20 protein-coding genes are annotated in these 25000 nt (G+C 70.1%); 4 read left to right on the top strand and 16 right to left on the bottom strand.

The features are described 5' to 3' along the window. Positions 1-3: 3 nt before the first annotated feature. From ACOCEP_RS25680 to ACOCEP_RS25655, 6 genes are all read right to left on the bottom strand, one after another. Positions 4-2742: an AAA family ATPase gene (locus ACOCEP_RS25680; protein ID WP_482331534.1), complete on the bottom strand. Its 2739-nt coding sequence runs from the start codon at positions 2740-2742 to the stop codon at positions 4-6. After that, positions 2739-5432 (bottom strand): AAA family ATPase, encoded by a 2694-nt coding sequence (locus ACOCEP_RS25675; protein ID WP_482331532.1) that lies wholly within the window; start codon positions 5430-5432, stop codon positions 2739-2741. The genes ACOCEP_RS25680 and ACOCEP_RS25675 overlap by 4 nt, the downstream gene beginning before the upstream one ends. Before the next feature lie 461 nt (positions 5433-5893). Then, on the bottom strand, positions 5894-6559 hold the full coding sequence (locus tag ACOCEP_RS25670) for a helix-turn-helix transcriptional regulator (protein ID WP_482331531.1): 666 nt from the start codon (positions 6557-6559) through the stop codon (positions 5894-5896). A gap of 486 nt (positions 6560-7045) precedes the next feature. Beyond that, positions 7046-7210, bottom strand: a complete 165-nt coding sequence (locus ACOCEP_RS25665; RefSeq protein ID WP_482331530.1) for a hypothetical protein — start codon at positions 7208-7210, stop codon at positions 7046-7048. A 297-nt stretch (positions 7211-7507) separates the two neighbouring features. Next, the gene (locus tag ACOCEP_RS25660) at positions 7508-8293 is read right to left on the bottom strand and encodes an SDR family oxidoreductase (protein ID WP_482331529.1); all 786 of its coding nucleotides are present in this window, start codon (positions 8291-8293) and stop codon (positions 7508-7510) included. Then, on the bottom strand, positions 8290-9042 hold the full coding sequence (locus tag ACOCEP_RS25655; protein WP_340683043.1) for an SDR family oxidoreductase: 753 nt from the start codon (positions 9040-9042) through the stop codon (positions 8290-8292). The genes ACOCEP_RS25660 and ACOCEP_RS25655 overlap by 4 nt, the downstream gene beginning before the upstream one ends. Before the next feature lie 122 nt (positions 9043-9164). Here ACOCEP_RS25655 and ACOCEP_RS25650 point away from each other — a divergent pair, with 122 nt between their 5' ends. Next, on the top strand, positions 9165-9779 hold the full coding sequence (locus ACOCEP_RS25650; protein ID WP_482331528.1) for a TetR/AcrR family transcriptional regulator: 615 nt from the start codon (positions 9165-9167) through the stop codon (positions 9777-9779). A gap of 158 nt (positions 9780-9937) precedes the next feature. Next, the gene (locus ACOCEP_RS25645; RefSeq protein ID WP_126731884.1) at positions 9938-11311 is read left to right on the top strand and encodes an MFS transporter; all 1374 of its coding nucleotides are present in this window, start codon (positions 9938-9940) and stop codon (positions 11309-11311) included. On the opposite strand, the gene ACOCEP_RS25640 is transcribed toward ACOCEP_RS25645, so the two are convergent. Beyond that, the gene (locus tag ACOCEP_RS25640; protein WP_482331527.1) at positions 11270-12229 is read right to left on the bottom strand and encodes a helix-turn-helix transcriptional regulator; all 960 of its coding nucleotides are present in this window, start codon (positions 12227-12229) and stop codon (positions 11270-11272) included. The genes ACOCEP_RS25645 and ACOCEP_RS25640 overlap by 42 nt on opposite strands. A gap of 115 nt (positions 12230-12344) precedes the next feature. Between ACOCEP_RS25640 and ACOCEP_RS25635 the strand changes: the two genes are divergently transcribed. After that, the gene (locus tag ACOCEP_RS25635) at positions 12345-12809 is read left to right on the top strand and encodes a nucleoside deaminase (protein WP_482339823.1); all 465 of its coding nucleotides are present in this window, start codon (positions 12345-12347) and stop codon (positions 12807-12809) included. Here the strand turns inward: ACOCEP_RS25635 and ACOCEP_RS25630 are convergent. After that, positions 12806-14065, bottom strand: a complete 1260-nt coding sequence (locus ACOCEP_RS25630) for a GGDEF domain-containing protein (RefSeq protein WP_482331526.1) — start codon at positions 14063-14065, stop codon at positions 12806-12808. The two genes, ACOCEP_RS25635 and ACOCEP_RS25630, sit on opposite strands and share 4 nt — an antisense overlap. Positions 14066-14289: 224 nt before the next feature. Here ACOCEP_RS25630 and ACOCEP_RS25625 point away from each other — a divergent pair, with 224 nt between their 5' ends. Beyond that, a complete protein-coding gene (locus ACOCEP_RS25625; RefSeq protein ID WP_482331524.1) occupies positions 14290-15240 on the top strand; it encodes a chitinase in 951 nt (316 codons plus the stop codon). 286 nt (positions 15241-15526) lie between these two features. On the opposite strand, the gene ACOCEP_RS25620 is transcribed toward ACOCEP_RS25625, so the two are convergent. The 8 genes from ACOCEP_RS25620 to ACOCEP_RS25585 all read right to left on the bottom strand — a co-directional run bounded on the left by ACOCEP_RS25620 (position 15527) and on the right by ACOCEP_RS25585 (position 25000). Then, positions 15527-17095 (bottom strand): type 1 periplasmic-binding domain-containing protein, encoded by a 1569-nt coding sequence (locus ACOCEP_RS25620; protein ID WP_482331523.1) that lies wholly within the window; start codon positions 17093-17095, stop codon positions 15527-15529. 20 nt (positions 17096-17115) lie between these two features. After that, positions 17116-19146, bottom strand: a complete 2031-nt coding sequence (locus ACOCEP_RS25615) for a hypothetical protein (protein WP_482331522.1) — start codon at positions 19144-19146, stop codon at positions 17116-17118. 174 nt (positions 19147-19320) lie between these two features. Next, positions 19321-19869 (bottom strand): hypothetical protein, encoded by a 549-nt coding sequence (locus tag ACOCEP_RS25610; RefSeq protein ID WP_482331521.1) that lies wholly within the window; start codon positions 19867-19869, stop codon positions 19321-19323. A gap of 122 nt (positions 19870-19991) precedes the next feature. Continuing rightward, a complete protein-coding gene (locus tag ACOCEP_RS25605) occupies positions 19992-20261 on the bottom strand; it encodes a hypothetical protein (protein WP_126731876.1) in 270 nt (89 codons plus the stop codon). Positions 20262-20347: 86 nt separating this feature from the next. Beyond that, positions 20348-20980 carry a TetR/AcrR family transcriptional regulator gene (locus ACOCEP_RS25600; protein WP_482331520.1) on the bottom strand — a complete coding sequence of 211 codons (633 nt, stop codon included), beginning with the start codon at positions 20978-20980 and terminating at the stop codon, positions 20348-20350. Continuing rightward, positions 20977-21816 (bottom strand): SDR family oxidoreductase, encoded by an 840-nt coding sequence (locus ACOCEP_RS25595; protein ID WP_482331518.1) that lies wholly within the window; start codon positions 21814-21816, stop codon positions 20977-20979. The genes ACOCEP_RS25600 and ACOCEP_RS25595 overlap by 4 nt, the downstream gene beginning before the upstream one ends. Before the next feature lie 68 nt (positions 21817-21884). Next, a complete protein-coding gene (locus ACOCEP_RS25590) occupies positions 21885-23051 on the bottom strand; it encodes an acyl-CoA dehydrogenase family protein (RefSeq protein WP_016333218.1) in 1167 nt (388 codons plus the stop codon). Then, entirely contained in the window at positions 23048-25000 is a 1953-nt protein-coding gene (locus tag ACOCEP_RS25585; protein ID WP_482331517.1) for an acetyl/propionyl/methylcrotonyl-CoA carboxylase subunit alpha, read from the bottom strand. Before ACOCEP_RS25585 ends, ACOCEP_RS25590 begins: the two co-directional genes overlap by 4 nt.

The raw sequence follows: 25000 nt of genomic DNA, 5'->3' as shown, positions 1-25000 counted from the left end.
GGCTCAGAGCTCCTTGTCCAGCGCGTCGAACAGCTCCCGCAGCTCGGCCCGCCCGGTCACCTCTAGCTGCCGGTAGATCGCGGTGAGCCGCAGCTCGACGGCGCGTTTGCTCACGCCCAGTTCCTCCGCCAGCTCGGCGTTGGAGGCATTCGCGAGCACGCGGCGGACGAGGTCGGTCGCGGCGGGCGAAAGCGCCCGCCAGCGCCGGGAAGCCGTGCGATAGGACCGCCGCGGCCGGTCGGACAGCCGTTTCCCGAGGTCCGCGATCCGGGACGTCGCCCACGCGAGCCGGTACGCGGTGGCCAGCCGTTCGGCTTCCCGCAGCAGCCGCGGCACGCCGCTGGTCTGGCCGCGGTTGAGCTGGGCGGCCGCGAGCAGAAGCAGGGCCTCGACGTACAGCACTCTGGCCGGCGACTGCTGGAGCGCGTTGACCGCCTGGGTCAGCCGGAACACCGCGTCCTCGGACCGGACGGCGACGCCCGCGCCCAGATGGGTCCGCCCGATCGCGGTGCGCGTGCCCCAGTTCTGCGCCAGCCGCCATTCCTCGCTGATCATCGCGGCGGCGGTGTGCTCGTCGCCGAGCGCCTGCGCCGCGATGGCGACATGCGAGCGCCACGGCACCAGGCCCGGGTTCAGCCAGCCCGCCGCGTTCATCCGCCTGCCGCATTCCTGGAACAGGCCCAGCGCCCGGCGGTGGCGTTTCAGGTCCAGTTCCAGCAGCCCGCGCATGAAGAGCAGATAGGGCGCGGAATACAGCGGCCCGCCGTCGCCCGCGGCGTCGACGGCGCGCTGGGCGGCGTCGAGGTTCCCGCGGGTGAGGGCGGCCGCGATCTCGATGGTGCGCAGCGACGTGGCGACCGTCGACGGCCTGCCGTCCGGCGGACCGGAGGCGGCGGCTTCGGCGAGCGCGTCCTCGGCGGCCTCGACGCGACCACGCTGCAGATGGACCCAGGCCTTGCCGGTGAGCCCGAGGGCGAGCGGCACGCCCGCCCCGGCGGCGCTCGCGTCAGCGATCATCTCCTCGTAGACCGAAAGCGCTTCCAGGACGTCGTCGGTCTGGGTGAAGGTGATGGCCAGCGCCAGCCGCGGCGAGTAGAGGCCGATGGGTTCGCGGGACGGATCCGCCGCGCGCCGGGCCAGGCGGCGGGCGGCTTTGCCGTCGCGGCAGGCGATCGTGGCCAGCCAGGACGCGGCGGCCGCCTGCGCGGGAGTCAGTGCCGCCGGGTCGAGATCCCGCAGCGCGGGGATGCCGAGATGGACGGCGCCCGCCCCGCTCCCGTCGGCCAGCCAGTACAACGCCGTCAGATCCGCGCGGTCCCGGTCGCCGACCGCGGCCTCGCTCAGGATCGCCAGCTCGCGCAAGGCGTCCTCACTGGCGCCCCGCTGCATCATCAGGTCCACAGCGGACAGTCGCGTTCGGACGGTGTCGTCACCGGAGACCCTGGTCGCCCTCGCCAGCCGCAGCCCGCCGGTGAACGGGCACGACGACGCCTCGACGGTCTCGAGTTCCAGGCGCAGCCGCGCCGACATCCCCGGCGGCGCCGGTTCGGCGAGTGCTCTCCGGTAGTAGCGCGCCGCTTCGGTGTGATCCCCGGCTTCGCGACGGCGCAAGGCCGCGGCGTGCAGCGTCTCCAAGGCCCAGGCCTCGCCGACCGGTTGCGAGCCGAGCAGCAGCCCGGCGACGTCCTCCTCCGGGGCGGCCCGGCGATGCCCGAGTTCGGCGGCCCGGCGGCGCGTCCCCGCCCGCTCGTCCGCTCCGGTCTCGGCCAGCACCCAGGTGGCCACCTGCGGGTTCATCGGTTCGACGGGATCGGTGCCGATCAGGCCGGCGTCCGCCAGCACCCGCAGCGCCCGGCCCAGCGGCATCCCGAGCGGCCCGGCCAGCGGCCGCAGGTACGCCTCGTCGAGGGTGCCGATCGCGGCGATCGTCCGGACCAGCGCGGCGAGATCGGACGGCAGCCGGGCGAGCAGGTCGAGCACGGTGTCGCGGCGCACGTCCGCGGTGACCGCGGTGATCTCCGGACCGGCGGACGACCGGGCGAGCACCTCCGCGAGCAAGGCGGGATTCCCGCGCGTGGCCGCGTAGACCTCGGCCACCGGCGGCCGCGGCGCGGGGACCGCGTGCACCAGCCGCCGGACCGCCGCCTCGCTCAACGGCCGCAACCGCACGACATGCCGGTTCTCCCAAGGAAGACCGCCGAGGGACAAGGGATCCGCTTCGTCGGCGTCCTCCGGGCCGGAATGCGCGGCGACGAGCAGCACGGGATCGTTGCCCCGGCGCCGCTGCAAGGCGGCCAGCCAGGCCTCGGACTGCTCGTCGACCAGGGCGAGATCGTCGACGACCAGCAGGACCGGACAGCGCCGGGCCGACTCCAGCAACCGCTGGCAGAGCAGTTCGTGCAGGACCTGCGCGTCGGTGCCGTCCGAGAGCGCGGCATGCAGCCACGGGACGTCCGCGAGCTCCGGGATCGGTGCCAGCAATTGGGAAAGGAGCCCGTACGGCAGCTGTGCCTCGGTGGCCGAGCCCCGCGCGGTGAACACCTGCAGTCCCCGGCCGGCGGCCAGGGACGCGACCTGGTCCAGCAACGCCGTGCGTCCGCTGCCCGCCGGGCCGAGAACCGCCGCCGAGCCGCCGTGGCCGTGTTCGAGATCCCCGATCAGGCGAGTGAGCAGACGCAGCTCGGTCTCGCGTTCGACGAGTTCGTCCGCGCCGTCGGCTTCGAGCCGCCGGACGGCGCTCACCGGGCACCTTCGAGGACGGCCGCACGCTCGTCGGTCTCGCCCAGCACCACGGCCAGTTCGGTCCGCCCGCTGATCCGCAGCTTCCGGTACACGCTCGTCAGATGCGTCTCGATGGTCCGGACGGTGACGAAGAGCCGTTCCGCGATGACCCGGTTGCTGACCCCGCGACCGGCGAGCCGGGCGATATGCCGCTCCGCGGGGCTCAACGAGGCGAACGGGGACAGCTCGCTCGGGATGCCCGCGTCGGCGGCGATCCGCTGCGCGCGGCGGAGCAGGAACCGGTCCCCCGTCCGCAGGCTCAGCTCGGCGCAGCGACGCAACCGGGTGCGCGCGGCGACGCTGTCCCCCGCTTCGAGGAGCGCGCGGCCGAGGTGGTACTCCGCCAGCGCCTCCTCCAGCCGGGCGGGTGAACCCGCCAGGATGCCCGCCGCCTCTTCGATCAGCGCTGTCCGGCCGGGTCCGCGGGTGGAGACCGCGGTCGCGAGCCGGGCCATCCCGACCGCTCTCGGGGTGCCCCAGCGCAGTGCCGGCCTGGTTCCTTCGGCCGCGAGCTCCGCGGCGGCCTCGAAACGTCCTTCGTCGGCCAGCATGCAGGCGCCCTCGAACCACCACGGCGCCAGCAGCGGGTTGGCGATGCCGACATCGGCGAGGCTCTCCCCGCACCGGTTGAAGAGCTTCAGCGCCGTCTCGCGGTCCCCCGCCGCCCAGTGCACTCGCGCGTCGACGAGCTGGAACCACGGTCGCATCACCGTGTGCTCCCACAATTGCGGGGAATCCGCTTCCCGCAACAACTTCATCGCCTTCGCGGTCTCGCCCTGCTGCGCTGCGACGGTCGCGTACGCGATCCGCGGGACGACACCGCCGGTCCGGCCCTCGGCGCGACGGCTGAGCGCGTAGGCCTGTCCGGCGTCGGCCGCCGCGGTGGCGAGATCACCGCACCAATGCCCGAGCAGGCCGCGGAAGGCGAGGTATTCGCTGCGCTGGGCCGGGACGAGTTCGATGGCCCTGGTCAGTTCGTCCCTGGCGACGTCGACCTCGTCCGCGAGCAGCAGGGCCAGCACGGCGGAGCTGACGGCCGAATCGTCGGTGGTCGGGGTGTAGCCGCGGATCGCCCGCATCGCCCATTCGGCGGCTTCGCGCGGCCGGGTGCCGTCGAGCGCGGCGACGACGGCACAGACGGCCAGATGCCTGGCGTCGACGACCGCGTCCGCCGACCGCGGCTGGATCCGGGTGTCGAGCTTCGCCAGGCTGTCGCGGTCTTCGATGCCCACCAGGCACAGCAGCCCTTCGAGCTGCCCGCGCAGTTGCTGGTCCATCTCACCGCCGAGCACGGTCAGCACCCGGTCCAGCACGGTGACGGCGGTCCCGCAGCGGCGGGCGACGAGCGCCGCGCGGCCCAGTTTCACCGCGGCCCTGGCCTGGTCCACCGGATCCTGTTGCAGTTCGAGCGCGCGGCGCAAAAGGTCGAAGCCGCTGTCGGGCTCCAGCAGCGCGACCGTCTCCGCGAGCTGGACGGCCAGTCCGGCGTCCGACGGCCGGGCGGCCGCGGCGGGCCGGAGATAGCGCAGCGCGTCCCAGGGGGCGCCCCGGTCGCAGGCGCAGGTCGCGGCGTCGCGCAGCAGGTCGACCATCCACGTGTCGAGTTCGGCGAGTTCGAGCAGGTGCTCCGCCACCTCCTCCGGCGATCCGGCCGCGTCGCTCAGCAGGATCGCCGCGGTCCGCCGCCACCGGCCGAGCTCGGCGGGTTCGAGAGCGTCGAGCAGCCCTTCCCCCACCGGGTCGTGCCGGAAGGAAAGCCCTTCCGCGGCGAGGATGTGCCGGTTCCGGAGGAGCTCGACGGCGGTTCCGGCGGTGCGGGCGGGCACCTTGGCCAGCCGGGCGACCAGCGACAGGTCCTGCCCGCCGAGTACCGCGATGGCGGTGGCGACCGCCCTGGCGTAGTCGGGGACGCCGGCGAACAGGGAGCGGATCAGCGCCGCCCCCGCCGCGGATCCGGCCACCGGGGCGATCCCGGACGCGACCTTGCCCAGTTCGTCGAGCATCTCCCGCAGCAGCAACGGATTCCCGCCGGACTGCTCGACGCAGTGCCGCACGAACGGCTCACCCGGCTCCGATCCGACGGCCTCGCGCGCGAGCGAGGCGACCGCCTCGGCCGGCAGCGGGCCGAGGTCGAGCACCTCGGTGCCGTACCAGGATTCGAGGTCCGCCAGGTGTTCGGCCGCGCCGTCCGGTCCGTCGGTGGCCGACCGGACCAGGACCATCCGCACCGGCAGCCGGGTGGAGTGCCGGGCGAGCAGGCTCAGCCACCGCACCGCCGGTTCGTCACACCAGTGCACGTCGTCGACCGCGAACACGATCGCCCGCCCGCGCGCCCACTCCGCGAAGGCCTCGTACCAGGCGGCGAAGTCGTCCGGATCCGGGACGCGGGCGCCCGCGCGGCGCAGGTCCGCGAGCAGCTGCCGCGAGACCGCGGCCCCGTCACCGGGATCACCGGTCCCCCGGCAGACGACGGTGCCGGTGAGTGCCGCCAGAGCGGTGTCCAGCAGGCTGGACTTGCCGATGCCCGCCTGCCCGCGCACGACGATGACGGAGACCTCGCCGGGCGCGCCGGGGCTCAGCCGAGCGGCGAGCCACCGCAGCTCGTCGTCACGTCCGGCCAGCGCGCGTCCGGGTCTGTTGGCGTCCCTCATCTCCCGCCTCCCTGTCGTCCCATCGGGGCCAGTGCCGTCACACAGAGCGAACAATCGCTTACGTGCTTCCATCTCATCGTGTGATCGTCTTACCGAATAGAGCGTGCAACCTCGATAAGGGATATCCCTCACTACGAGGACGGCGAGCGCTCATATGAGCAGGGTGCTCGTCGGCGACCGGATTTCGAGCGCGAAGCGGCGCGGACCGGCGCACGGGATCGAGTCGATCAGGACCGACAGAAGTCAGGACAGAAGGAAACACGACGTGAACCGGCGACACCCTTGAGATGACCATACGGCCCATCAAGCGGGCCATCATCCGCTCAAACGAGCGAAAATGCCGCAGGGTTCATTACGAATTCTGCCGAAATACGTGCAAGGAAAGTGGCCGTTCACTGGGACCGCACCGTGTTCGCACGAGCACGTCACGCGATAGCCACCCAGGCGTCAGGTGCCGTCGATCAGCTCGCGCGCCGGGACTCCGGGACTCGCGGCGGCCAGGCCGTCGAGTCGAGCAAGCCGGTGGCGAAGGCCCGCGAGACCAGCTCGACCCGGTTGCGCGCCTTGAACTTCCGCTGCAAGCGGGCGACGTGGTAGTCGATGCCCTGGCGGCTCAGGTAGTACTTGTCGGCCATCTCCAGACTGGACAGGCCGCTGGCGATCCCCTGGAGGATCTTCGCCTCGATGTCGGTGACCGAGCCCAGATGCTCGGCGCGAGCGGCGGCCGGCGCCGCCTCCGGGAGCATGGTCAGCAGGATCGCCGTACCCGGCGCTCGCATCCGGCCGGCCACGATGGTCAGCCTGTCGGAGCCGCCGGAACCGAGCCCGGTGACACTGCCGCGGAACCGCTGTTCCCAGCCTTCGGCGACCCGGTTCAGCCGGTCCCGTAAATGGTCCGGACCACTGGTCACCAGCTCGGGGAACGATTCACCGAGCACGTCGGCGGGACGACGGCCGAGCAGGCGGAAGAACGCGGCGTTGCCGCTGCCGAGCCGCAACCCGGCGTTGAGCGCCGCGAGCGGCATGTCGGCGACTTCCACGAATTCGCTGATGGTTCCTGGTCGCACGGAGCGACCCGCGTCGAAAGCGTGCGCGCCGATCGGGGAAATCGTTCGGATGCCGGCCATGGAAAGCCCCCTTCTGCCTGAGCCAAATGTGTCCACCAAAGCCGTCCCTGCCCAAGACTCGGCAAACACTACGAAGCGGCGATCCACGGGGTCAACGAATTCCGGAGCAGTTCGTGGCCACCGAACCCACCGTGCGGACGGACCGCACCGAAGGTTCGGTATCGGGGCTCCAGCAGGAGAATCCTCAGCTCAGCGGCCGGTTCGGTGACCGAACCCCGCGCCGCGCGGGAGGCGAAGCGAATTCCACGTGAAGAAACTCTCGCGTTTTCGCTCCGCCACGATAGCACCGAATCCGCCGATCCTTAACATTGATTTAAGGTGGGCATGGATCCGGATTCCCGAAGCGGTGACCCGGTGATCGGCACACTCCTCGCCTCCGCCTGTCGATCGACCGAATGGTCTTTAGCAAGGGAAACGATCAACCGACCGGAACAATGGTGTCCATTGTAGACACGAAGCCGCCCCGGGCGACTCTCCGCTGGAGAATCAGACGGTTTCGCACGTGGTCACCGCGTCCTTCTCCGCGGCCGGCGCGGTGCACGTGCGCACCCACAGCTCCCAGCCGCGCAGCGCCTGGTTGCAGTGCCAGCCGGTCCAGCGGCCCGGCGAGCACGGCATCACGGAGCACGAAGCGTTTGTTACCGCGAGCAAGACCCCTGCCCACAGTGGCCGATCCGCCGACGAAGATCAACCGCCCCGCTCCGAGTTACGCCTCCGATCACGCGAGTTACGCCCCTGATCACGCGAGTTACGCCTTCAATCACGCGAGTCACGGCCCCGATCACACCGGTCCCGCCCCACCGGTCACGCGAAGCCCCACGTGCCGCCATCCGAACCTGCGCGAACCCCCGGCCGCCGTATCGCGAAAGCCACTTTCGGGACATCAGACGTCGCGAAAGTGGCTTTCGCGACACGTCACGACCACGCACCAAGATGAGCGGGCACCCATCAGTCGCCGATGACCTGCTCCACCTTGCGCTGCAGCTTGTTCATCCCGCCGAGCCAGCGGTCGGTCTGTGTGGCCCGCGCGGCGTAGTAGTCCGCGACCTCGGGATGCGGCAGCACCAGGAACCGATCCTCGGCGATGGCCTCGAACAGCGCGTCCGCCACCTGCTCCGGCTGGATCGCCGACGCGCCCATCAGCAGTTCGCCCGCGGGGCCGGTGTTCTCCAGCATCGCCGTCCGCACACCCTGCGGGCAGATGGCCTGCACGGTGAGCCCTCGGTGCCGATAGGTCGCCGACAGCCATTCGGCGAAGGCGAGCGCGCCGTGTTTGGTCACCGAGTAGGACGCCGAACCGAGGCTGGTCAGCAATCCCGCCGCCGACACCGTCGAGACGAAATGCCCGCGGCCGCGCTCGAGCCACGCCGGCAGGAGCAGCCGCGCCGCGCGCACGTGCGCCATGACGTTGACGTCCCAGATCCGCGCCCAGTCCTCTTCGGGCGCGTCCACGCCGCCCATCGGCGCGATCCCGGCGTTGGCGCAGAAGACGTCGATCTCGCCGAGGGTTTCGCGCGCCGCCTCGATCAAGGACCTGACACCCGCTTCGCTCGCCGCGTCTCCGGCGACGGCGGTCCCGCCGATCTCCCCGGCGACTTCGGCCGCGGCCTCCCCGTTCAGGTCGCCGACGACGACCCGGGCGCCCTCGGCGGCGAACCGGCGGGCGAGCACGGCTCCGATTCCGCCGCCCCCGCCGGTGACGACGACCCCGGAACCGGTGAACGACGCGCTCACAGGCCACCCGCCAGCGTGACGCCGCCGTCGAGGACCACCGTCTGCCCGGTGATCCAGCCCGCCTCCTCCGAAAGCAGGAACGACACGGCGCTCGCGATGTCCGCCGGAACGCCGAGGCGCTTCATCGGGTACGACTCGGAGACCTCTTCCTCGCGGCCTTCGTACAGCGCGGTCGCGAACTTGGTCTTGACCACCGCGGGCGCGACGGCGTTCACGCGGATCTTCGGGCCCAGCTCGAAGCCGAGTTCCTTGGTGAGCCGGATCAGCGCGGCCTTGCTGACGCCGTACATGCCGATCCCGGGCGAAGCGCCGAGCCCGGCGATGGACGCGACGTTCACCACCGCGCCGCCGTGCTCCCCCATCCACGCGTCGCGCGCCCGGCGCGTCCACGAAAGCGGCGCGAGCACGTTGACGGCGAAGATCTTCGCGGCGGCCCCGGGGTCGATGTCCAGGGTCGGCCCGAACACCGGGTTGATACCGGTGTTGTTGACGAGCATGTCGAGCCGGCCGAAGGTCTCGATGGTCTTGGCGACGGCCTCGTCCTGGTGCGCCTCGTCGTCGGCCTTGCCGGGGACGGCGATGGCGACGGCCTCGCCGCCCAGTTCGGCCACGGCCTCGGCCAGCGGCTCCGGCTTGCGCGCGGTGATGCACACCTTCGCGCCGCGCTCGACCAGCTCCTTCGCGATCCCGAGGCCGATACCCCGGCTGGCGCCGGTGACGATCGCGACGCGATCCTTGAACGAGTTCACTCTTCGATCTCCTCTGTGTTCACTGGCGACGCAATCACTAAGCGAGCGCTCACTTACAATGGAAAGGTCCGGAGACGGTGTCAAGCCCGTCATCCGGAACGAGCGTCTGGGAGGATCTGCGGATGACCATGTCGCTGTCGGCCGAACTGTGGCCCGACGTCCAGCCGGAGACGGCACGGCGGCTGATGCTGGCCGGGGTCGAATCCTTCGCGCGGCGTGGCTATCACGCGACCACCACCCGGGACATCGCCTCGGCGGCGGGTATGAGCCCCGCGGCGCTGTACGTGCACTTCCCGTCGAAGGCCGCGCTGCTGTTCGCGATCTCGAAGTACGGCCACGAACAGACGCTTTCACTGGTCGAGAGCGTCGTGGCGCGCGAGAGCGACCCGGTCGAGCGGATCCGGCTGCTGGTCGAGGACTTCGTAGCGTGGCACGCCCGCAGGCACACCGTGGCCCGCGTGGTGCAGTACGAACTGCACGCGCTGCCCGACGAGGAGTTCGAGATCGTCGCGAAACTGCGCCGCCGTATCGAGCAGGTCGTGCGCGAGGTCATCACCGAAGGCGTCGGAGCGGGCGTGTTCACCGTCGGCGACCCGCACACCGCCGCCCGCGCCGTGCTCTCGCTCGGTGTCGACGTTTCGCGCTGGTACAGCGAGCGAACGCGCCAGACCCCCAAGAAGCTCGGCCAGGAGTACAGCGAGCTGGTGCTGCGCATGCTCGGCACGAAACTCTCCTGACCAGTACTGTTCGGCCTTCGTCGGCGATACCGCCACCAGAGTGACATACCAACCGGTCGGTATATAGAATTACCCGTTGAGACGTTGACCACATACTAAGCGGTTGTTAACTTGCCCGGACTGCATCGCCGCAGCAGCGCCGAGCGAAGGGCAGCCACATGGCCGACACCGCACCGAACGCCCCCGAAACCGCCGCCGAACCGACGATCACCGTGTCCCAGCGCAGGAGGGCCGCGACCGCGGCGGCACTCGCCTCCTCGGTCGAGTGGTACGACTACTTCGTCTTCGGGATCGCCGCCGCCCTGGTCTTCGGGAAGACCTTCTTCCCCACCAGCAACGCGGCGGCCGGCGTCCTCGCCTCGTTCGCGACCTTCGCGGTCGGCTTCCTCGCCCGGCCGCTCGGCGGGATCATCGCGGGCAGCCTCGGTGACAAACGCGGCCGGAAACCCGTGCTGGTGCTGGCGATCGCGCTGATGGGCGCGGCGACCACGCTGATCGGCCTGCTGCCGACCTACGACTCGATCGGTATCGCCGCGCCGATCCTCCTGGTGCTGCTCCGCCTCGTGCAGGGAGTCGCCGTCGGCGCCCAGTGGGGTGGCGCGATGCTGCTCGCCACCGAGTACGCGCCGCCCGGCAAACGGGGGCTCTACGGCAGCCTCGTGCAGCTCGGCGTCCCGATCGGGGTGGTGCTGGCGAACACGGTGTTCCTGATCGCCGCCCAGCTCGCGCCGCCGTCGGACTTCCTGGTCTGGGCGTGGCGGATCCCGTTCCTGGTGGGCGTCCTCGTGCTCGGGCTGGCCTGGTACATGCACGTCAAGATCGACGAGACACCCGAATACCGCCGCGCCGAAGCGAAACTCGCCGCCGAGGAACGCGGCCGCGCCAAGTCGCCGCTGCGTGACGTCCTGCGCCACCACAAGGGCACGGTGCTGCTGGCCGGCGGCTCGTTCATGGTCAACACCGCCACCTTCTACATCCTGCTGAACGGCGTCCTCGACTACGCCACCCGCCACCTGGGGATGTCGCGGACCACGGTGCTCGTCGCGACGCTGCTGATCAGCACGTTGCAGCTCGCGATCATCCCGCTGTCGGCGAAACTGTCCGACCGGATCGGCAGGCTCAAGATCTACACCTTCGGCGCGGCGGGCGTCGCGCTCTGGGCGATTCCGATGTTCCTGCTGATCGACACGGCCTCGCTGCCGCTGTTCGTGGTCGCGTCGTTCGTCGGGTCGCTGTTCCTCGGCATCATGTACGGCCCGCAGGCGGCGTTGTTCGCCGAGCTCTTCACCGCCGAGATGCGCTACACCGGCGCCTCACTCGGCTACCAGATCAGCGCGGTCGTCGGCGGTGGGCTCGCGCCGTTCATCATGGTGCTGTTGCTGGAATCCACCGGGACGTCGATGTCGGTGTCGCTCTACATCATCGTGCTGGCCCTGATCTCGCTCGGTTCGATCGGCCTGCTGGCCAAACGCGCACGGTCCACTTCGGACTCAGACGACCGCGCGCGCGAAGCGGTCGGCGACCAGCCGTAGCCGCTCCTTGACCTCGTCCGGCGCCTCTTCCACGACGAAGTCGACGTCCCAATGGGCGAGGTAGTACGGCATCACGGACAGGTCGTTGGAACCGACCCGAACCCGGCAGGTGTGCTCGTCGATGGCCTCGATCGTCCCGGCGGTCGGGGACACGTGTTCGGCGAGCGCGTCCGCCGAGGCGCTCACCCGCAGCACCATCTGGTGCGGGTACGGCGAAGACGTGATCCCGCGGGAGACGTAGGCCGCGAGGTCGTCGGCGGGCGGTTCCCTCGGCGTGAACCGGAAACTCGTGTCCGGGACGCCGTCGACGCGGTCGACGCGGAAGGTCCGCCAGTCGTCACGGTCGAGGTCGAACGCGACCAGATACCACCGGCGCCCGGTGTGCACCAGGCGCAACGGCTCGATGTAGCGCTCGGTGACGTCACCGTGGTGGCTGCGGTAACCGAACCGGAGCCGCTGATGGTCACGGCACGCGGACGCGATGACCGTCAGGGCCGCCGCGTCGATGACGGGGACGACTCCGCCGAGCGGGATCATCGCCGTGTTCAGCGCGGTGATCCGGTGCCGGAGCCGCGCGGGCAGCACTTGTTCCAGCTTCGTGAGCGCGCGTACCGACGTCTCCTCGATGCCCGAGACCGTCCCGTTCGCGGCCGTGCGGAGCCCGACGGCGACCGCGACCGCCTCGTCGTCGTCCAGCAGCAGCGGCGGCAGCGCGGCCCCCGCGCCGAGCCGGTAGCCGCCCGCGACGCCGGGGGTGGCGTGCACCGGGTAGCCCAGCTCGCGCAGCCGCTCGACGTCGCGCCGGACCGTGCGGACGTCCACCTGCAGCCGGTCGGCGAGGTCGGCGCCCGGCCAGTCACGCCGCGCTTGCAGCAGGGAGAGCAGCCTCAGCAGCCTGGCCGACGTGCCCGTGGTCATCGGTTCGCTCGCTTCATGGGAGGAGTGTCGCAGATATTCAGGACAGGTCCGGTCCGCATTGCCTCGTGAGTGGTAAGGACGGTTAGAACCGTCCTTACCACTCACGAGCCCTAAGCTGGACGTCGTGATCGATCCCGCGCAGCTGCTGTCCGTCGCCCGCGAAGAGGCCGAACTCGGCAAGGCCGAGGGTGGGGTCCCCATCGGCGCCGCCCTCTTCGACACCGGTGGCGTCCTGCTCGGCCGCGGCCACAACCGCCGGGTCCAGGACGGCGACCCGTCCATGCACGCCGAGACCTCGGCCTTCCGGAACGCGGGCAGGCGGCCGCACTACCGGGACACGATCATGGTCACCACGCTGTCACCCTGCTGGTACTGCAGCGGACTCGTCCGCCAGTTCGGCATCGGCCGGGTCGTGATCGGCGAGGCCACCACGTTCGAAGGCGGGCACGGCTGGCTCGAGGAGCACGGCGTCGAGATCACCCTGCTCGACGACCCGGCGTGCACCGCGCTGATGACCGGCTTCATCCGGGATCACCCGGACCTGTGGTTCGAGGACATCGGCGTCCCGGCCGAAGGCTAGGTTTCGGCCTCGAAGACGACGGTCCGGTTGCGCCCGGCCCCCTTCGCCGCACGCAACGCCTGATCCGCCGCGCCGACGAGCCGGTCGAGCGTCTCGCCGCAGGCCGGATGCGACGACACCCCGATCGAGACGGTCGTTCCCGCGAACGTCCCGCCCAAGGAGACGAACGTCGAGGAGATCCGCAGCCGGATGCGTTCGGCGATCGCGTGCGCGTCGAACCGGCTCGTACCGGGCAGCAGGACCACGAACTCCTCGCCGCCGAACCGGCCGACCAGGTCCGCGGCACGGACCTCGGCCCGCAAGGTGTCCGCCACGGCGCGCAGGACGTCGTCACCGACATGCCTGCCGTGCCGGTCGTTGAGCCGGGCGAAATGGTCGAGGTCGAGCATCAGCAGCGAAAGCTCGGCGCCACGGCCGCGAAGCAGCTCGAACTGGGTGCGGGCACCGTCCAACCAGGACGAAGCGGTGAGCAGCCCCGTGCCGGAGTCCGTGCCCGCGTGACCGCGCAGGGCACGCATCGTCCCCGCCCGGTGAAGTACCACGAGCGCGCCCGCGAGTACCACGGTGACGAACGGCCAGTCCGCCGCCGACCACGCGAGCAAGAGTCCGAACGCGACCATCGCCGCGTCGAAGGCGAAACCCGACGGTTCCGCCCCGAATTCGGCCGCCGGGGCGGCCAAGGCCGCGTCGACGGACAGGAACACCAGCCCGGTCGCGAAAACCAGGGCGAAACTTTCGAAATCCCTTGGCGCGACGAGGAACGGCGGCGCACCCAGCAGTACCGGGGTGATCGAGGCACCGAGCGCCGAAAGCATCGTCGCGGACGCCGCGAACACCTGCCGGTGCGGGATGCCACGCCGGATCCGGAACCAGCGATATACCGCCGAGGTGACCACGAGTACCGCGGCCAGCGCGGGCGGCAGCAGCAACGCGCCCGCGAAGATCCACGCCGCGTCCAGCCCGGCGCCGAGCCGGGTGTCGGCCCGGGAGCGCTCGACGGGGCGGGAAAGCTCCGAGCAGAGGATCATTCCGGTCACCAGAGCGGAAAACGGAAGAAAGTACGACGGCGAGGGTGGCCGCAGGACGAATAGGTAGGCGGTGGCGGCGATGGCGGCGAAGTCGACGAGGAGCAGATACCCGATCAGGCCTCGCCTGGGTAGTTCCCACAGGCTCCAGGACCCCAGTATCCGCCGCGGCGCGGCGAGCCGGTCTCTCCGGTCGCGGCTTCCGGTCGCCATCAGGGAGTCCCCCACCATTTCGGCAAACTAGCCGGTAATCGCGGTGGTGTCGATCCGCTTTCCGGGTCATGACCCCCCTACTAAGGTCGGTCGTTTCCGGTGGGTGTTCCGGTGAATTCTTGACAGTCCTCAATGGTCTAGTCCACCGTGGGATAGCGCACCCTCCAGGTTGATCCGCCGCGTCAAGACGGAGGTGCTCCACACCTGCGCGCCTCGCCGCGCGCGTACCAGTTGGAGGACCGATGAAATCCTTACGACGCTGGGCAACCCTGGCCACCACTGTCGGCGCCGCTCTCGCCACGGCCGCCGGCCTCGCCCCCGCCGCCTCGGCGGCCCCGGACCCGGTGCTCGCCTCGCCCTATCTGTACCAGTGGTCGGGACAGCGGGATCCGATCGCCGCGATGAACGCCACCGGCGTCAAGGCCTTCACCCTCGCGTTCATCCTCTCCGACGGCGGCTGCAACCCGAAATGGGACGGCAGCCGTTCCCTCACCGGCTCCGACGCCACGATGATCACCAACATCCGGGCCAAGGGCGGCGACGTCATCCCGTCGTTCGGTGGCTGGTCCGGCACGAAACTCGGCCCGAAATGCGCCACCCCCACGGCACTCGCCGGCGCGTACCAGAAGGTCATCGACGCCTACAAACTCAAGGCGATCGATCTCGACGTCGAGAACACCGACGAGTTCGAGAACTACACCGTCCAGGACCGGATCCTGAACGCCGTCAAGATCACGAAACAGAAGAATCCCGGCCTTCGCGTGGTCATCACCATCCCGACCGAGGTCGGCGGCCCCAACGCGCACGGCAAGCGGCTGATCAACCGGGCGAAGGCGCTCGGCGCGGGGGTCGACGCGTGGTCGGTCATGCCGTTCGACTTCTCCAGCGGCGGTGACATGGCGGGCAAGACCCGCAGTGCCGTGGACGGGCTGAAGAACGTCGTGAAATCCGCCTTCGGCCTGAGCGACGACGCGGCCTACCGGCGCAGCGGGCTTTCGTCGATGAACGGGAAGACCGACGTGGCGGGCGAAACCGTCAGCGTCGCCGACTTCCGCGCGATCCGCGACTACGCGGCGAGCAAACATCTCGCGCGGCTGTCGTTCTGGGCGGTGAACCGCGATTGCGACAACTGCGCGGGAATCGCCCAAGGCAAGTACGACTACACCAAGATCGTGGCGGGTTACACCGGCTGACTTCCGTTCCCCACCGGTGTCAGTCCGTGAAGGCCTCCTTCCCTGCTCGCGTGGCAGGGAAGGAGGCCTTCACCGCTTCGCGCCTCGGGCCCGGTTGCTCAGGTCGCGAAAGCCACTTTCGAGACATCAGACGTCGCGAAAGTGGCTTTCGCGACATGCCTCGACGGCGCCCGAGACCCCGTCCGACCGGCCGGCCGCACACCCGGGCCGGCGTTGCGAAAGCCACTTTCGCAACGTCCAAGGTTGCGAAAGTGGCTTTCGCAACCTCCCGGCCCCGGGCCACTCCTCAGCGCCCGCAGTCCGGCGCCGTGTTCAGCGGCCGCCCGCGCGACCACACGAGGTCGACCGGATGCACCGAACCGTCCGGATCGATCGACAGGATCGGCAACGCCTTGTCGAGCTGGTTCCCCGTCGCCTGGTCGAACGCGATGAAGCCGGTCGCGCCCGGCACCGGGGAATTGCAGTCGATGCTGCGCAACACGTTCGACACCGAGACCGGATCCGCCGACACGTTCTGCACGGCCGCTTCGACCGCCGCGGCGACCGCGTCGTGCTCGATCATCGCGGCGCCGTCCCAGAGTTCCGCCTTGGGAAAACCGTGCGTCCCGGTGAATTCCGCGACGAAGTTGTCGTAGTTCTTCTTGTACGTGGGATGTGCCGGATCGGCGGTGAACATGTCCCACTGGTCGGGATAGGCCAGCGCCGTGTAGCGAAGCCGGACACTGATGTCCTTGTTCAGTTCCAACGGCTTCCCGGCGAGAGTGCTCGCGTCGTCCCCGGTCATCACGGTCACCGTGTCGAGCCCTTCGCAGGCACCGTCGCCCGCCAGCGCCGCCACGAGGGCGCCGAGGTCGAGCCCGCGACCGGCGAAGTAGATCAGATCGGGTTTCGCGCCGCAGATGTCGTTGTGCCATCTGCTGAACAGCCCGCGCAAGTACGCCTCACGCGACGTGTCGACGAGCGGTTTGACGTCGTAGGTCTTCGTGAAGACGACCGGGACCTTGGACGAGTTCTGGAACGCCTCGGCCAGGGTGGTCGCGTAGGTGTCCTCCTTGCTGACCCCCTGGATCATCATCACGCGCCGGAAGCCGTGCGCGGCGATGTATCCGGCCGCGGCGCGGGCCTCGTCGGTGTTGGTCGGGCCCACGCGGAAGAAGTTGTCGATCCGCGCGCCCTTCGGGTCGGTGTTCATGTTGTCCGCGGTGACGGTCGCGCCGATCGTGGCGATCCCGTGCCGGGACAGTTCGGCCACCAGCGCCCGGCTGCTCTCCGTGCTGATGCCGATGTCGGTGACCGCCACGATGCGCTGGGCGGCGGCCGCGGCGATGATCTCCTCGGCGACGACGCGCCAGTGATCGGCGTTGCTCCCGTAATTGGCCAGCAGCAGCTTGATCCCCGGCGGCCCGTTCTTCGGCCACGCGGCGGTGATCGCGCCCTGGACCTCCCGCCGCACGAACGGGAACGGCTGGCTGTCGACCTTCGGATCGGGCGCGAGGTTCTCCAGCACCACGATGGTCTTGAAGTTGTCCCCCGCCATCTCGTTGCGGCTCTTGATGAACTTCTCCAGCGGGTCGAGCGGGTCGTCGGCCCGCATCGGACCGGAGTCGAGGTTCAGCCCGACGCAGACGTAGGACGAGCCGATCGACTCCTCGTCCGCGTCCACCGACCGCAGTCCGGCACCGCAGACCTCCCACGGTCTGGTCAGCGCCGGAACGGCGGCCAGCAGGGCGGCCACGACCACGATCAGCAGCACCCGATGACGGCGTGCCCAGCCTCGGGGCCGTACCGGCGGCCCCGTCGCCGCGCCGTCACGGGCCGCGGACATGCGTGTTCTCAACGAATCGAGCCAGGACATCACAGGGTTCCGTTCCGGGGTCAGGGGAATTCGCCGCGGCGCGCGGCTTCCTTGGCCGACACGAGCGCGCCGACGTCGGGCTGATGCGAGGTGGTGGCCAGCGCGGCGAAGGCGTTCGCGATCACCTGGTGCTGGTCCTGTCCGCGAACGGCGAAGGGGTTGGCGGTCAGCCAGCCCGCCGCGATGAGCCGGGCGACGTTGTTCCGGATCTCGGACCGGTCGTTCGGGCGGCGCGCGTTGTCCAGGTTGACGAGTTCTTCGTACAGTTCCGCGTGATCCCGCTCGGGCGGCAGATCGTCCGGCGCGTTGAGGACCAGTTCGAGTTTGGCGATCCACTCCGCGTGCGGGATCCGGTTGAACTCGCGCTCGAAGAAGGTGACCACCTCGCCGATGTCGCCGAGCGCGAGGTTGCAGTAGGCCAGGCGCACCGGATCCTGCGCGGTGTCCGGATCGTCGCGCAGGGCCTTGAACTGGTCGGTGTAGGTCGGCCCGTCACCGTCACCCCGTCTGGCCAGCGCGGACACCAGGTTCGCGGCGATCCACGGATGCAGTGCCGCCTGGTCGGTCGTCGAACCGGGCGAGTTCTTCGCCCTCACCCACAACGAGGTGCGCAGTTCGGTCAGGATCCGCCCGACGTGCGGCTGGTCGATCCGGCTCTGCGCCGCGTCCGGGATCAGCCAGGGCGCGGTCGCGAACGGGGCAGCCGTGACGAAGTCGTCGACGTGGACGTCGTCGAGGTGCTCGGTCAACGCGAGCTCGGTCAGCCTGCGGTAGCAGGGATCCTGGTCGCCGCGGGGATCGGTGGTGAGCAGGTCCCGGTCGCCTTCCCGCGCGTCGCTCGCCCGCAACCGCGCCGCGAGCTGCTCCACCGCCGACGGCAGTCCACCGGTCGCCCGGTGCGCGAGCGTGACCTTCGGCGTCCGCGCGCCGGAATCGAGGATCCGCGCGATCCGCCCGATCGACTGGGGCGAGATCCGGACCGGGTAATAGGCCGAGTCGAGCGCGCCGTTGGCCGGGTTCGCCCAGTCGTCGTACGACGCCTCCTCGCAGTCCACGATCGGCCGGACGGCGGGCGGAGCGCCGGACGCGGGCCGCCACGGCGCCAGCCAGGCGGTCCCCCAGTCGTCGTGCCACCGCCCGCTGGTGGCGATGACCAGCAGCGCGTCGTGGGCCTCGCGGTCGTTCGGATGCTGGACGGCGTACCGTTCCCGCGCGGCGATCAGGTCGGCGAGGAACTCGGTCCCGCCGGGGTGGTCGACGTCGTCGAGCACCACCACCCAGTTGTGCCAGTGCCTGCGCTGCGGCGAGATGTCGCAGGTACAGGGGCTCTTCTCCTCCGGTTTGGCCATCCGCGGGTGGTTCTCCCGGACGTCGCCGAGGAACGCCGCCATCAGCCACTCGGTGACCGCCTTGGCGTCACGGGCGCTGCCGTGCGCGAGGCGGTTGAGTTCGAGCAGCGCGTCGAACGGGGATCTCCCCTCGGCGTGGGGGAAGTCGGCCAGCGACCGCAGCGCCTTCCCGAGCCTCGGCCGGATGTTCCGGACCAGATGCGGGAACGTCTGGCGGAACAGGTCGGCGTACGGGGGCTCGACGAGACCGGTCGCCTTCGCCGTCTCGGTCAGCGTGTCGAGCGTGCTGTCCATCGCCGACGTCCAGATGACCCGGTCGAGACTGCCGAGCAGCATCTTCAGTTGCGCGAGGTCTTCGTCGCGATTTCGACCGGAAAGCTCAGCCTGGACCGCGATCAACGCGATCGTGAAACGAACGAACTGCGGTTTCGGTCGATTTCGCCATTTCCCCGACAACGAATAGGCCAGTTTCGTGAGCACGTCGATCGTGCCCGCCCTGCCGCCCTGCCCGAATTCGAATCCGGCGTGCACGACACCCCAGCCGAGATCACGGCGGATCGCTTCCAGTGCCGTGGTCTTCCCCGAACCGACCGGCCCGAGCAGCAGCGTCACCGGCTGCAGGCGGGACGGATTCCCCGTCTCGCGGTTGATCAGCATTCTCCGGGCGAGCTGCACCGCGGGAGAATGTCGGTCCACGTTCATTTGTCCTGTTCAGCCCCTAGCGTGCCCGGAAGGAATGGAGAGTGCGGACCATCGTAGGTACGCCGCCGAGAGCGGGACACCGGAAAAAGGACACCAGACACGAACGGACGAGATCAGGGATGAATCGTGATTCTTGGTCGACGATACGCGACGCCGTCGATCACCCGATCGGCGCTATCTGCCCCACTGTGGCCAGCGGCCACCACCGGGATATCCGCCGTGATTCCAGTCGTAGTACCACTCGTGGTGACCGGCGCGCGGATCCGGCCGTTCCTCGGGTGGCGGCGTGGGTGCCGGGGACGGCGTCTCCGAGCCGTGCATCGACGCGGTCATCGGCGGCGGAGGAGCGACACTGCCGCCCGACGGCCCGGACGGGACGGGCGGAGACACCGCGTCGTCCGGGACCTCGACGGCCTGCGGGGCGATGGTCAGCGAGGGTGGCAGGAGCGGAACCCCCGGGACGACCTCGGCCTGTTCGCCCGGGGTGAGCAGCACGGCCAGCAGTCCGCCGACGAAGACACCGCCCGCCGAAAGCGCCGAGATCCGGCGGATCCGCCGGCTCCCGGAAGCCTTGTCCGGAGCCCGGTGCTTCGGCCCGCGCGGTCCCCGGCGGCGAGGTGCCGCGCCGGCTTTCCGCATCAACTCGCCCAGTGTCTGCTGGTGGACCCGCGTCCGCGATCTCGGCGCGTCCCCGCCGCCGTCATGGCGAGCCGTGCGTGCCATCGGCACCTCCTACCCGGTCCGCCGCTCGACGGCGACGGCCTCGTCCCGGGGTGGATCCTAGGAACGCGGGAGGTGGTTGTAAACGGTCGTCGTCCACTGCGGACAGACGATGCGGTGAAGGGTCAGGCGGCCGCGGTGACCGCGATGGCGGCTTCGCCCGCCTCGGTCAGCTCGGCGGGCACCCGGCCGGTGACCGCGGCGGGGCCCGTGGACTCGCCGGGGCGGATGTAACCGCCGCGGGCCAGCGCGTGCGCGGTCATCTGGTCGCAGCAGGCGAACCCGTCGATGAAGAGATCCGGCTCGCAGCTGCACGACATCTGGGCACGGCGCGCCGCGACCGCTCGCAGCATCGCCATCGCGCGATGGGACAGTTCGACCTCTGAACCGGACACCGGACGGACCTCTCTCGATCAGCCACCTGAATCAGCAGCACTTACACCGTGTTATCGGCCGCTGCTCCATCAGTGTTAACAAGATCTCAGACGTTGTCGGTGGCTTCTTGGTTCCGGGAGATCTTCGCCGCCGCCAGAGGCGGTTCCAGGACCCGTGCCCACTGGGCGACGATCTGCTTGCGCCGCTTCGTGTCGTCGGTCAGCAGGTTCGCCAGTCCCAGGCCGCGGGCAAGATCGAGAGTGGCCTGGACCAGCTCGCGAACGCCCTGGTGGGACTCGTCGACGCCGAGCAGCTCGACGGTCACCCGGTGCGCTTCGCGGCCGACGCGCGCCTCCAGCGGCACCAGGGTCGCCCGCAGTGACTCGTCGGTCGACGCCGCGACCCAGAGGTGGAGCGCGGCGCGGAACAGCGGCCCGCTGTAGAGGTTGAGCACCATGTCGACGGCCCGCTCGATCCGCGACCGCCCCGATGGCAGTTCCGCGGCGCGGGCGCGCAGTTCCACGATCTGGATCTCGCCGACGTGCTCGACCGCGGCGGCGACCAGGTCCTCCCTGGTCGGGAAGTGGTGCTGGGCGGCGCCGCGCGAGACACCGGCGCGTTCGGCGATGACCGCGACGGTGGTCCCGTTCCAGCCCAGCTCCCCGATCGTCTCGACGGCGGCTTCGACCAGCCGCCGCCGGGTCGTGCGGCTGCGCTCCTGCTGTGGTTCGCGAATCACGGGGTGCGGCTCTCGACCCAGAAATCGAGCTGCAGGTCTTCCTCACGCTCGCCGATGCGGTACTTCGAGAAGTCCGTGACCCCTTCGGCGGCCAGCACCTCGTCGTCGAGGTAGAAGTTCCCCGTCGCCTCGGTGCTCGGTTTGGTGAGGATCGCGTGCGCGGCGTCGGCCATGATCTCCGGCGTCCGCGACTTCGCCGCCAGCTCCGCGCCGACGACGTTGCGGATCGCCGCGGTGTCGATCGTCGTGCGCGGCCACAGCGAGTTCGCCGCGATGCCGTACTGCCGCAGCTCCGCGGCGAGCCCGACGGTCACCAGGCTCATCGAGTACTTCGCGATGCTGTACGCGAGATGCCCGGCCTGGAACCACTTCTCGTCGAGGCTGATCGGCGGCGACAGCGTCAGGATGTGCGCGTTCTCCGCGAGCTTCAGATACGGGATGGCGAGTTTCGACAGCAGGAACGATCCGCGCGCGTTGATGTCCTGCATCAGGTCGTAGCGTTTCATGCTGACCGATTCGGTCGGGGTCAGGTCGATCGCGCTCGCGTTGTTGAGCACGATGTCGATGCCGCCGAACTGCTCCGCGGTCCGCGCGATCGCGGCCTCGACCGACGTGTCGTCCCGGACGTCGCCGACGATCGGCAGCGCCTGCCCGCCGGCGTCCTCGATCGCCTTGGCCGCGGTGTAGAGCGTGCCCGGCAGCTTCGGATGCGGCTCGGCGGTCTTGGCCAGCAGGGCGATGTTCGCCCCGTCGCGGGCGGCGCGGACCGCGATGGCCTCGCCGATCCCGCGGCTGCCGCCGGAGATGATGATCGTCTTGCCGTGGAGAGTGCTCATGGAGCTCGCCTTCCGTGGTGGGCTCGTGAGTGGTAAGGACGGTTAGAACCGTCCTTACCACTCACGAGTCAGTAGGAACGGGGCAGGCCGAGGCTGTGCTGACCGACGAAGTTGAGCACCATCTCGCGGCTCACCGGCGCGATCCGGCCCAGCCGGACGGCCGTGACCAGCGTGCCCAGCCCGTATTCGCTGGCCAGCCCGTTGCCGCCGTGGGTCTGCACGGCCTGGTCGACCGCGCGGATGGCGACCTCGGCGGCCGCGTACTTCGCCATGTTCGCCGACTCGCCCGCGCCGAAGTCGTCGCCGGAGTCGTAGAGCGACGCCGCCTTCTGCGTCATGAGCTTGGCCAGTTCCAGCTCGATCTTGATCTCGGCCAGCGGGTGCGCGAGACCCTGGTGGGTGCCGATCGGCGCGCCCCACACCTTGCGCTCGTTGGCGTAGCCGACGGCCTTCCCCAGCGCGTAGCGCGCGATGCCGAGCGAGAACGACGCGCCCATGATGCGTTCGGGGTTGAGCCCGGCGAACAGCTGCGCGATCGCCGCGTCCTCCTCGCCGACCAGCGCGTCGGCGGGCAGGTGGACGTCGTCGAGGAACAGGCCGAACTGCTTCTCCGGCGAGACGATGTCCATGTCGATCTGCTTGTACTCGAAGCCGGGCGTGTCGGTCGGCACGGTGAACAGCGCGGGCTTGAGCTTGCCGGTCTTCGCGTCCTCCGTGCGGCCGACGACCAGGACGGCGTCCGCCTCGTCGACGCCGGAGATGTAGACCTTCCGTCCACTGAGGACCCAACCGTCGGCGTCCCGCTTCGCGGTGGTGGTGATCTTGTGCGAGTTCGACCCGGCGTCCGGTTCGGTGATCGCGAAGACCATCCGCCTGCTGCCGTCGGCGATGCCCGGAAGCCAGCGCTTCTTCTGCTCGTCGGTGCCGAACCGCGAGATGACCGTGCCGCAGATCGCCGGCGAGACGACCATGAGCAGCAGCGGGGAGCCGGCCGCGGCGAGTTCTTCGAGCACCGCGGCGAGATCCGCGATGCCCGCTCCTCCGCCGCCGTACTCCTCGGGCAGGTTCACGCCGAGGTAGCCCAGCCGTCCGGCTTCGGCCCACAGTTCCTCGGTCTTGAGCCCGGCACGCGCCTGCTTGGCGTAGTACTCGTACCCGTACTTCTTGCCGAGTTCGGCGACCGCGGCCCGCAGCGCGACGCGCTCTTCGGGCTCGGTGAAGTTCATCGCGTTCATTCGTCGTCTCCTACCACCGCGAGGATCGTGCCCACTTCGACCTGTTGTCCGACCACCACCGGGAGTTCCGTCACGACGCCGTCGGCGGGCGCCGCGATCCGGTGTTCCATCTTCATCGCTTCGAGCCACAGCAACGGATCACCGGTCTTCACGGTGTCGCCCGCCTCGACCGCGAGCCGGACCACCGTGCCCGGCATCGGCGCCACGAGCGATCCGGCGGCGAGCGCCGCGTCGGGGTCGGTGTACCTCGGCACCACGCCCAGCTCGACGGAGCCGTCCGGAGAATCGACGTACACCGTGTCGCCGTACCGGGCGACGGCGAACTTCCGCCGCACCCCGGACACTTCCAGGACGACGGCACCGCCCTCGGTGGAAACCAGTTCGACACCTTCGAATCCGTCGGCGCGCAGACCGTCCCGGCCGAGGCTGTAGCCGACCTCGATCTCGTCGTCGCCGTGACGAAAACGTTTGCGCTGCCCTTGGGAACGGACGTTGCGCCAGCCACTCGGCAGCCTGCTCTGGACCCGGGCCTCCGAGCGGTTCACGGCCGCACCCGCCAAAGCCGCGGCCAGCGCGGAAATCCGCACGGTGTCCACAGTGGCCAGTGGAGCCGCCAGGGTTTCGAGACCGTGCCGGTCGAAGAACGCCGTGTCGGTCTCCCCGGCGAGGAAAGCCTCGTGGCGCACCACGTTCACCAGCAGGTCACGGTTGGTCACCACACCGTGGATCTCCGCGCCCGCCAAGGCTCCGGCCAGTGCCCGCGCCGCGCTCCGGCGATCCGGCGCGTACGCGATGACCTTGGCGAGCATCGGGTCGTAGTGCACACCCACGGTCTGCCCGCTGACGAAACCCGAGTCGAGCCGGACACCCGGGCCGACCTCGAACTCCCGCCGCGCGGCGGGAAGCTCGAAACGGTGCAAGGTGCCGCTCTGCGGCTGCCAGCCCGCGGCGGGGTCTTCGGCGTAAAGCCGGACCTCGATCGCGTGCCCGGTCGTCTCCGGCTCGTCGATCGGGAGATGCTCGCCCTCGGCGATCCGCAACTGCAGCGAGACGAGGTCGAGCCCGGTCGTGGCCTCGGTGACCGGGTGCTCGACCTGGAGCCGCGTGTTCATCTCCAGGAAGTAGAACCGCCCGTCCGGTCCGGCGAGGAACTCGACCGTCCCGGCACCGACGTAGTCGATCGCCTGCGCGGCCTTGCGGGCGGCGTCGAACAGCGCCTCCCGCATGGCCTCGTCGACGAACGGCGACGGCGCCTCTTCGACGACCTTCTGGTGACGGCGCTGGATCGAGCACTCACGCTCCCCCACCGCCCACACCGTGCCGTGGGTGTCGGCGAGCACCTGCACCTCGATATGCCTGCCTGTCTCCAGGTACCGCTCGCAGAACACGGTCGGGTCGCCGAACGCCGACGCGGCCTCCGCGCTCGCGCCTTCGACGGCCTCGGCGAGTTCGCCGAGCGTGCGCACGACACGCATACCGCGCCCACCACCTCCGGCGGAGGCCTTGACCAGCAACGGAAGGTCGGCTTCGGTGACCTCGGCCGGGTCCAATTCGGACAAGATCGGGACACCCGCCCCGGCCATCATCCGCTTGGACTCGACCTTGGAACCCATGCTCTCGATGGCTTCCGGCGGCGGGCCGACCCAGGTGAGTCCCGCGTCGACCACCGCGCGGGCGAACGCGGCGCTCTCGGACAGGAACCCGTAGCCGGGGTGGATCGCGTCGGCACCGGTCTCCACGGCCGCCTTGATCAGCAGTTCGGCCCGCAGGTACGTGTCGGCGGGCGCGTTGCCCGGCAGGCGGACGGCGACGTCCGCCTCGGCGGTGTGCGGCGCGTCGGCGTCCGCGTCGGAGAACACCGCGACCGTGCCGATCCCGGCGTCGCGGCAGGTGCGGAACACGCGGCGGGCGATCTCCCCGCGGTTGGCGACCAGAAGTTTCTCGATCAT

Source organism: Amycolatopsis sp. CA-211722 (genome assembly GCF_056828465.1).
The sequence above is the reverse complement of the archived record's forward strand: the minus strand, read 5'-3'. Positions and strand labels throughout refer to the sequence as shown.

What these genes read in the sequence shown, in the direction of transcription:
- ACOCEP_RS25675 (WP_482331532.1), bottom strand. Translation starts at nt 5,432, where the DNA reads ATGAGGGACGCCAACAGACCCGGACGCGCGCTGGCCGGACGTGACGAC.
- ACOCEP_RS25670 (WP_482331531.1), bottom strand. Translation starts at nt 6,559, where the DNA reads ATGGCCGGCATCCGAACGATTTCCCCGATCGGCGCGCACGCTTTCGAC.
- ACOCEP_RS25650 (WP_482331528.1), top strand. Translation starts at nt 9,165, where the DNA reads ATGACCATGTCGCTGTCGGCCGAACTGTGGCCCGACGTCCAGCCGGAG.
- ACOCEP_RS25645 (WP_126731884.1), top strand. Translation starts at nt 9,938, where the DNA reads ATGGCCGACACCGCACCGAACGCCCCCGAAACCGCCGCCGAACCGACG.
- ACOCEP_RS25640 (WP_482331527.1), bottom strand. Translation starts at nt 12,229, where the DNA reads ATGACCACGGGCACGTCGGCCAGGCTGCTGAGGCTGCTCTCCCTGCTG.
- ACOCEP_RS25630 (WP_482331526.1), bottom strand. Translation starts at nt 14,065, where the DNA reads ATGGTGGGGGACTCCCTGATGGCGACCGGAAGCCGCGACCGGAGAGAC.
- ACOCEP_RS25625 (WP_482331524.1), top strand. Translation starts at nt 14,290, where the DNA reads ATGAAATCCTTACGACGCTGGGCAACCCTGGCCACCACTGTCGGCGCC.
- ACOCEP_RS25620 (WP_482331523.1), bottom strand. Translation starts at nt 17,095, where the DNA reads ATGTCCTGGCTCGATTCGTTGAGAACACGCATGTCCGCGGCCCGTGAC.
- ACOCEP_RS25615 (WP_482331522.1), bottom strand. Translation starts at nt 19,146, where the DNA reads ATGAACGTGGACCGACATTCTCCCGCGGTGCAGCTCGCCCGGAGAATG.
- ACOCEP_RS25610 (WP_482331521.1), bottom strand. Translation starts at nt 19,869, where the DNA reads ATGGCACGCACGGCTCGCCATGACGGCGGCGGGGACGCGCCGAGATCG.
- ACOCEP_RS25595 (WP_482331518.1), bottom strand. Translation starts at nt 21,816, where the DNA reads ATGAGCACTCTCCACGGCAAGACGATCATCATCTCCGGCGGCAGCCGC.
- ACOCEP_RS25590 (WP_016333218.1), bottom strand. Translation starts at nt 23,051, where the DNA reads ATGAACGCGATGAACTTCACCGAGCCCGAAGAGCGCGTCGCGCTGCGG.
- ACOCEP_RS25585 (WP_482331517.1), bottom strand. Translation starts at nt 25,000, where the DNA reads ATGATCGAGAAACTTCTGGTCGCCAACCGCGGGGAGATCGCCCGCCGC.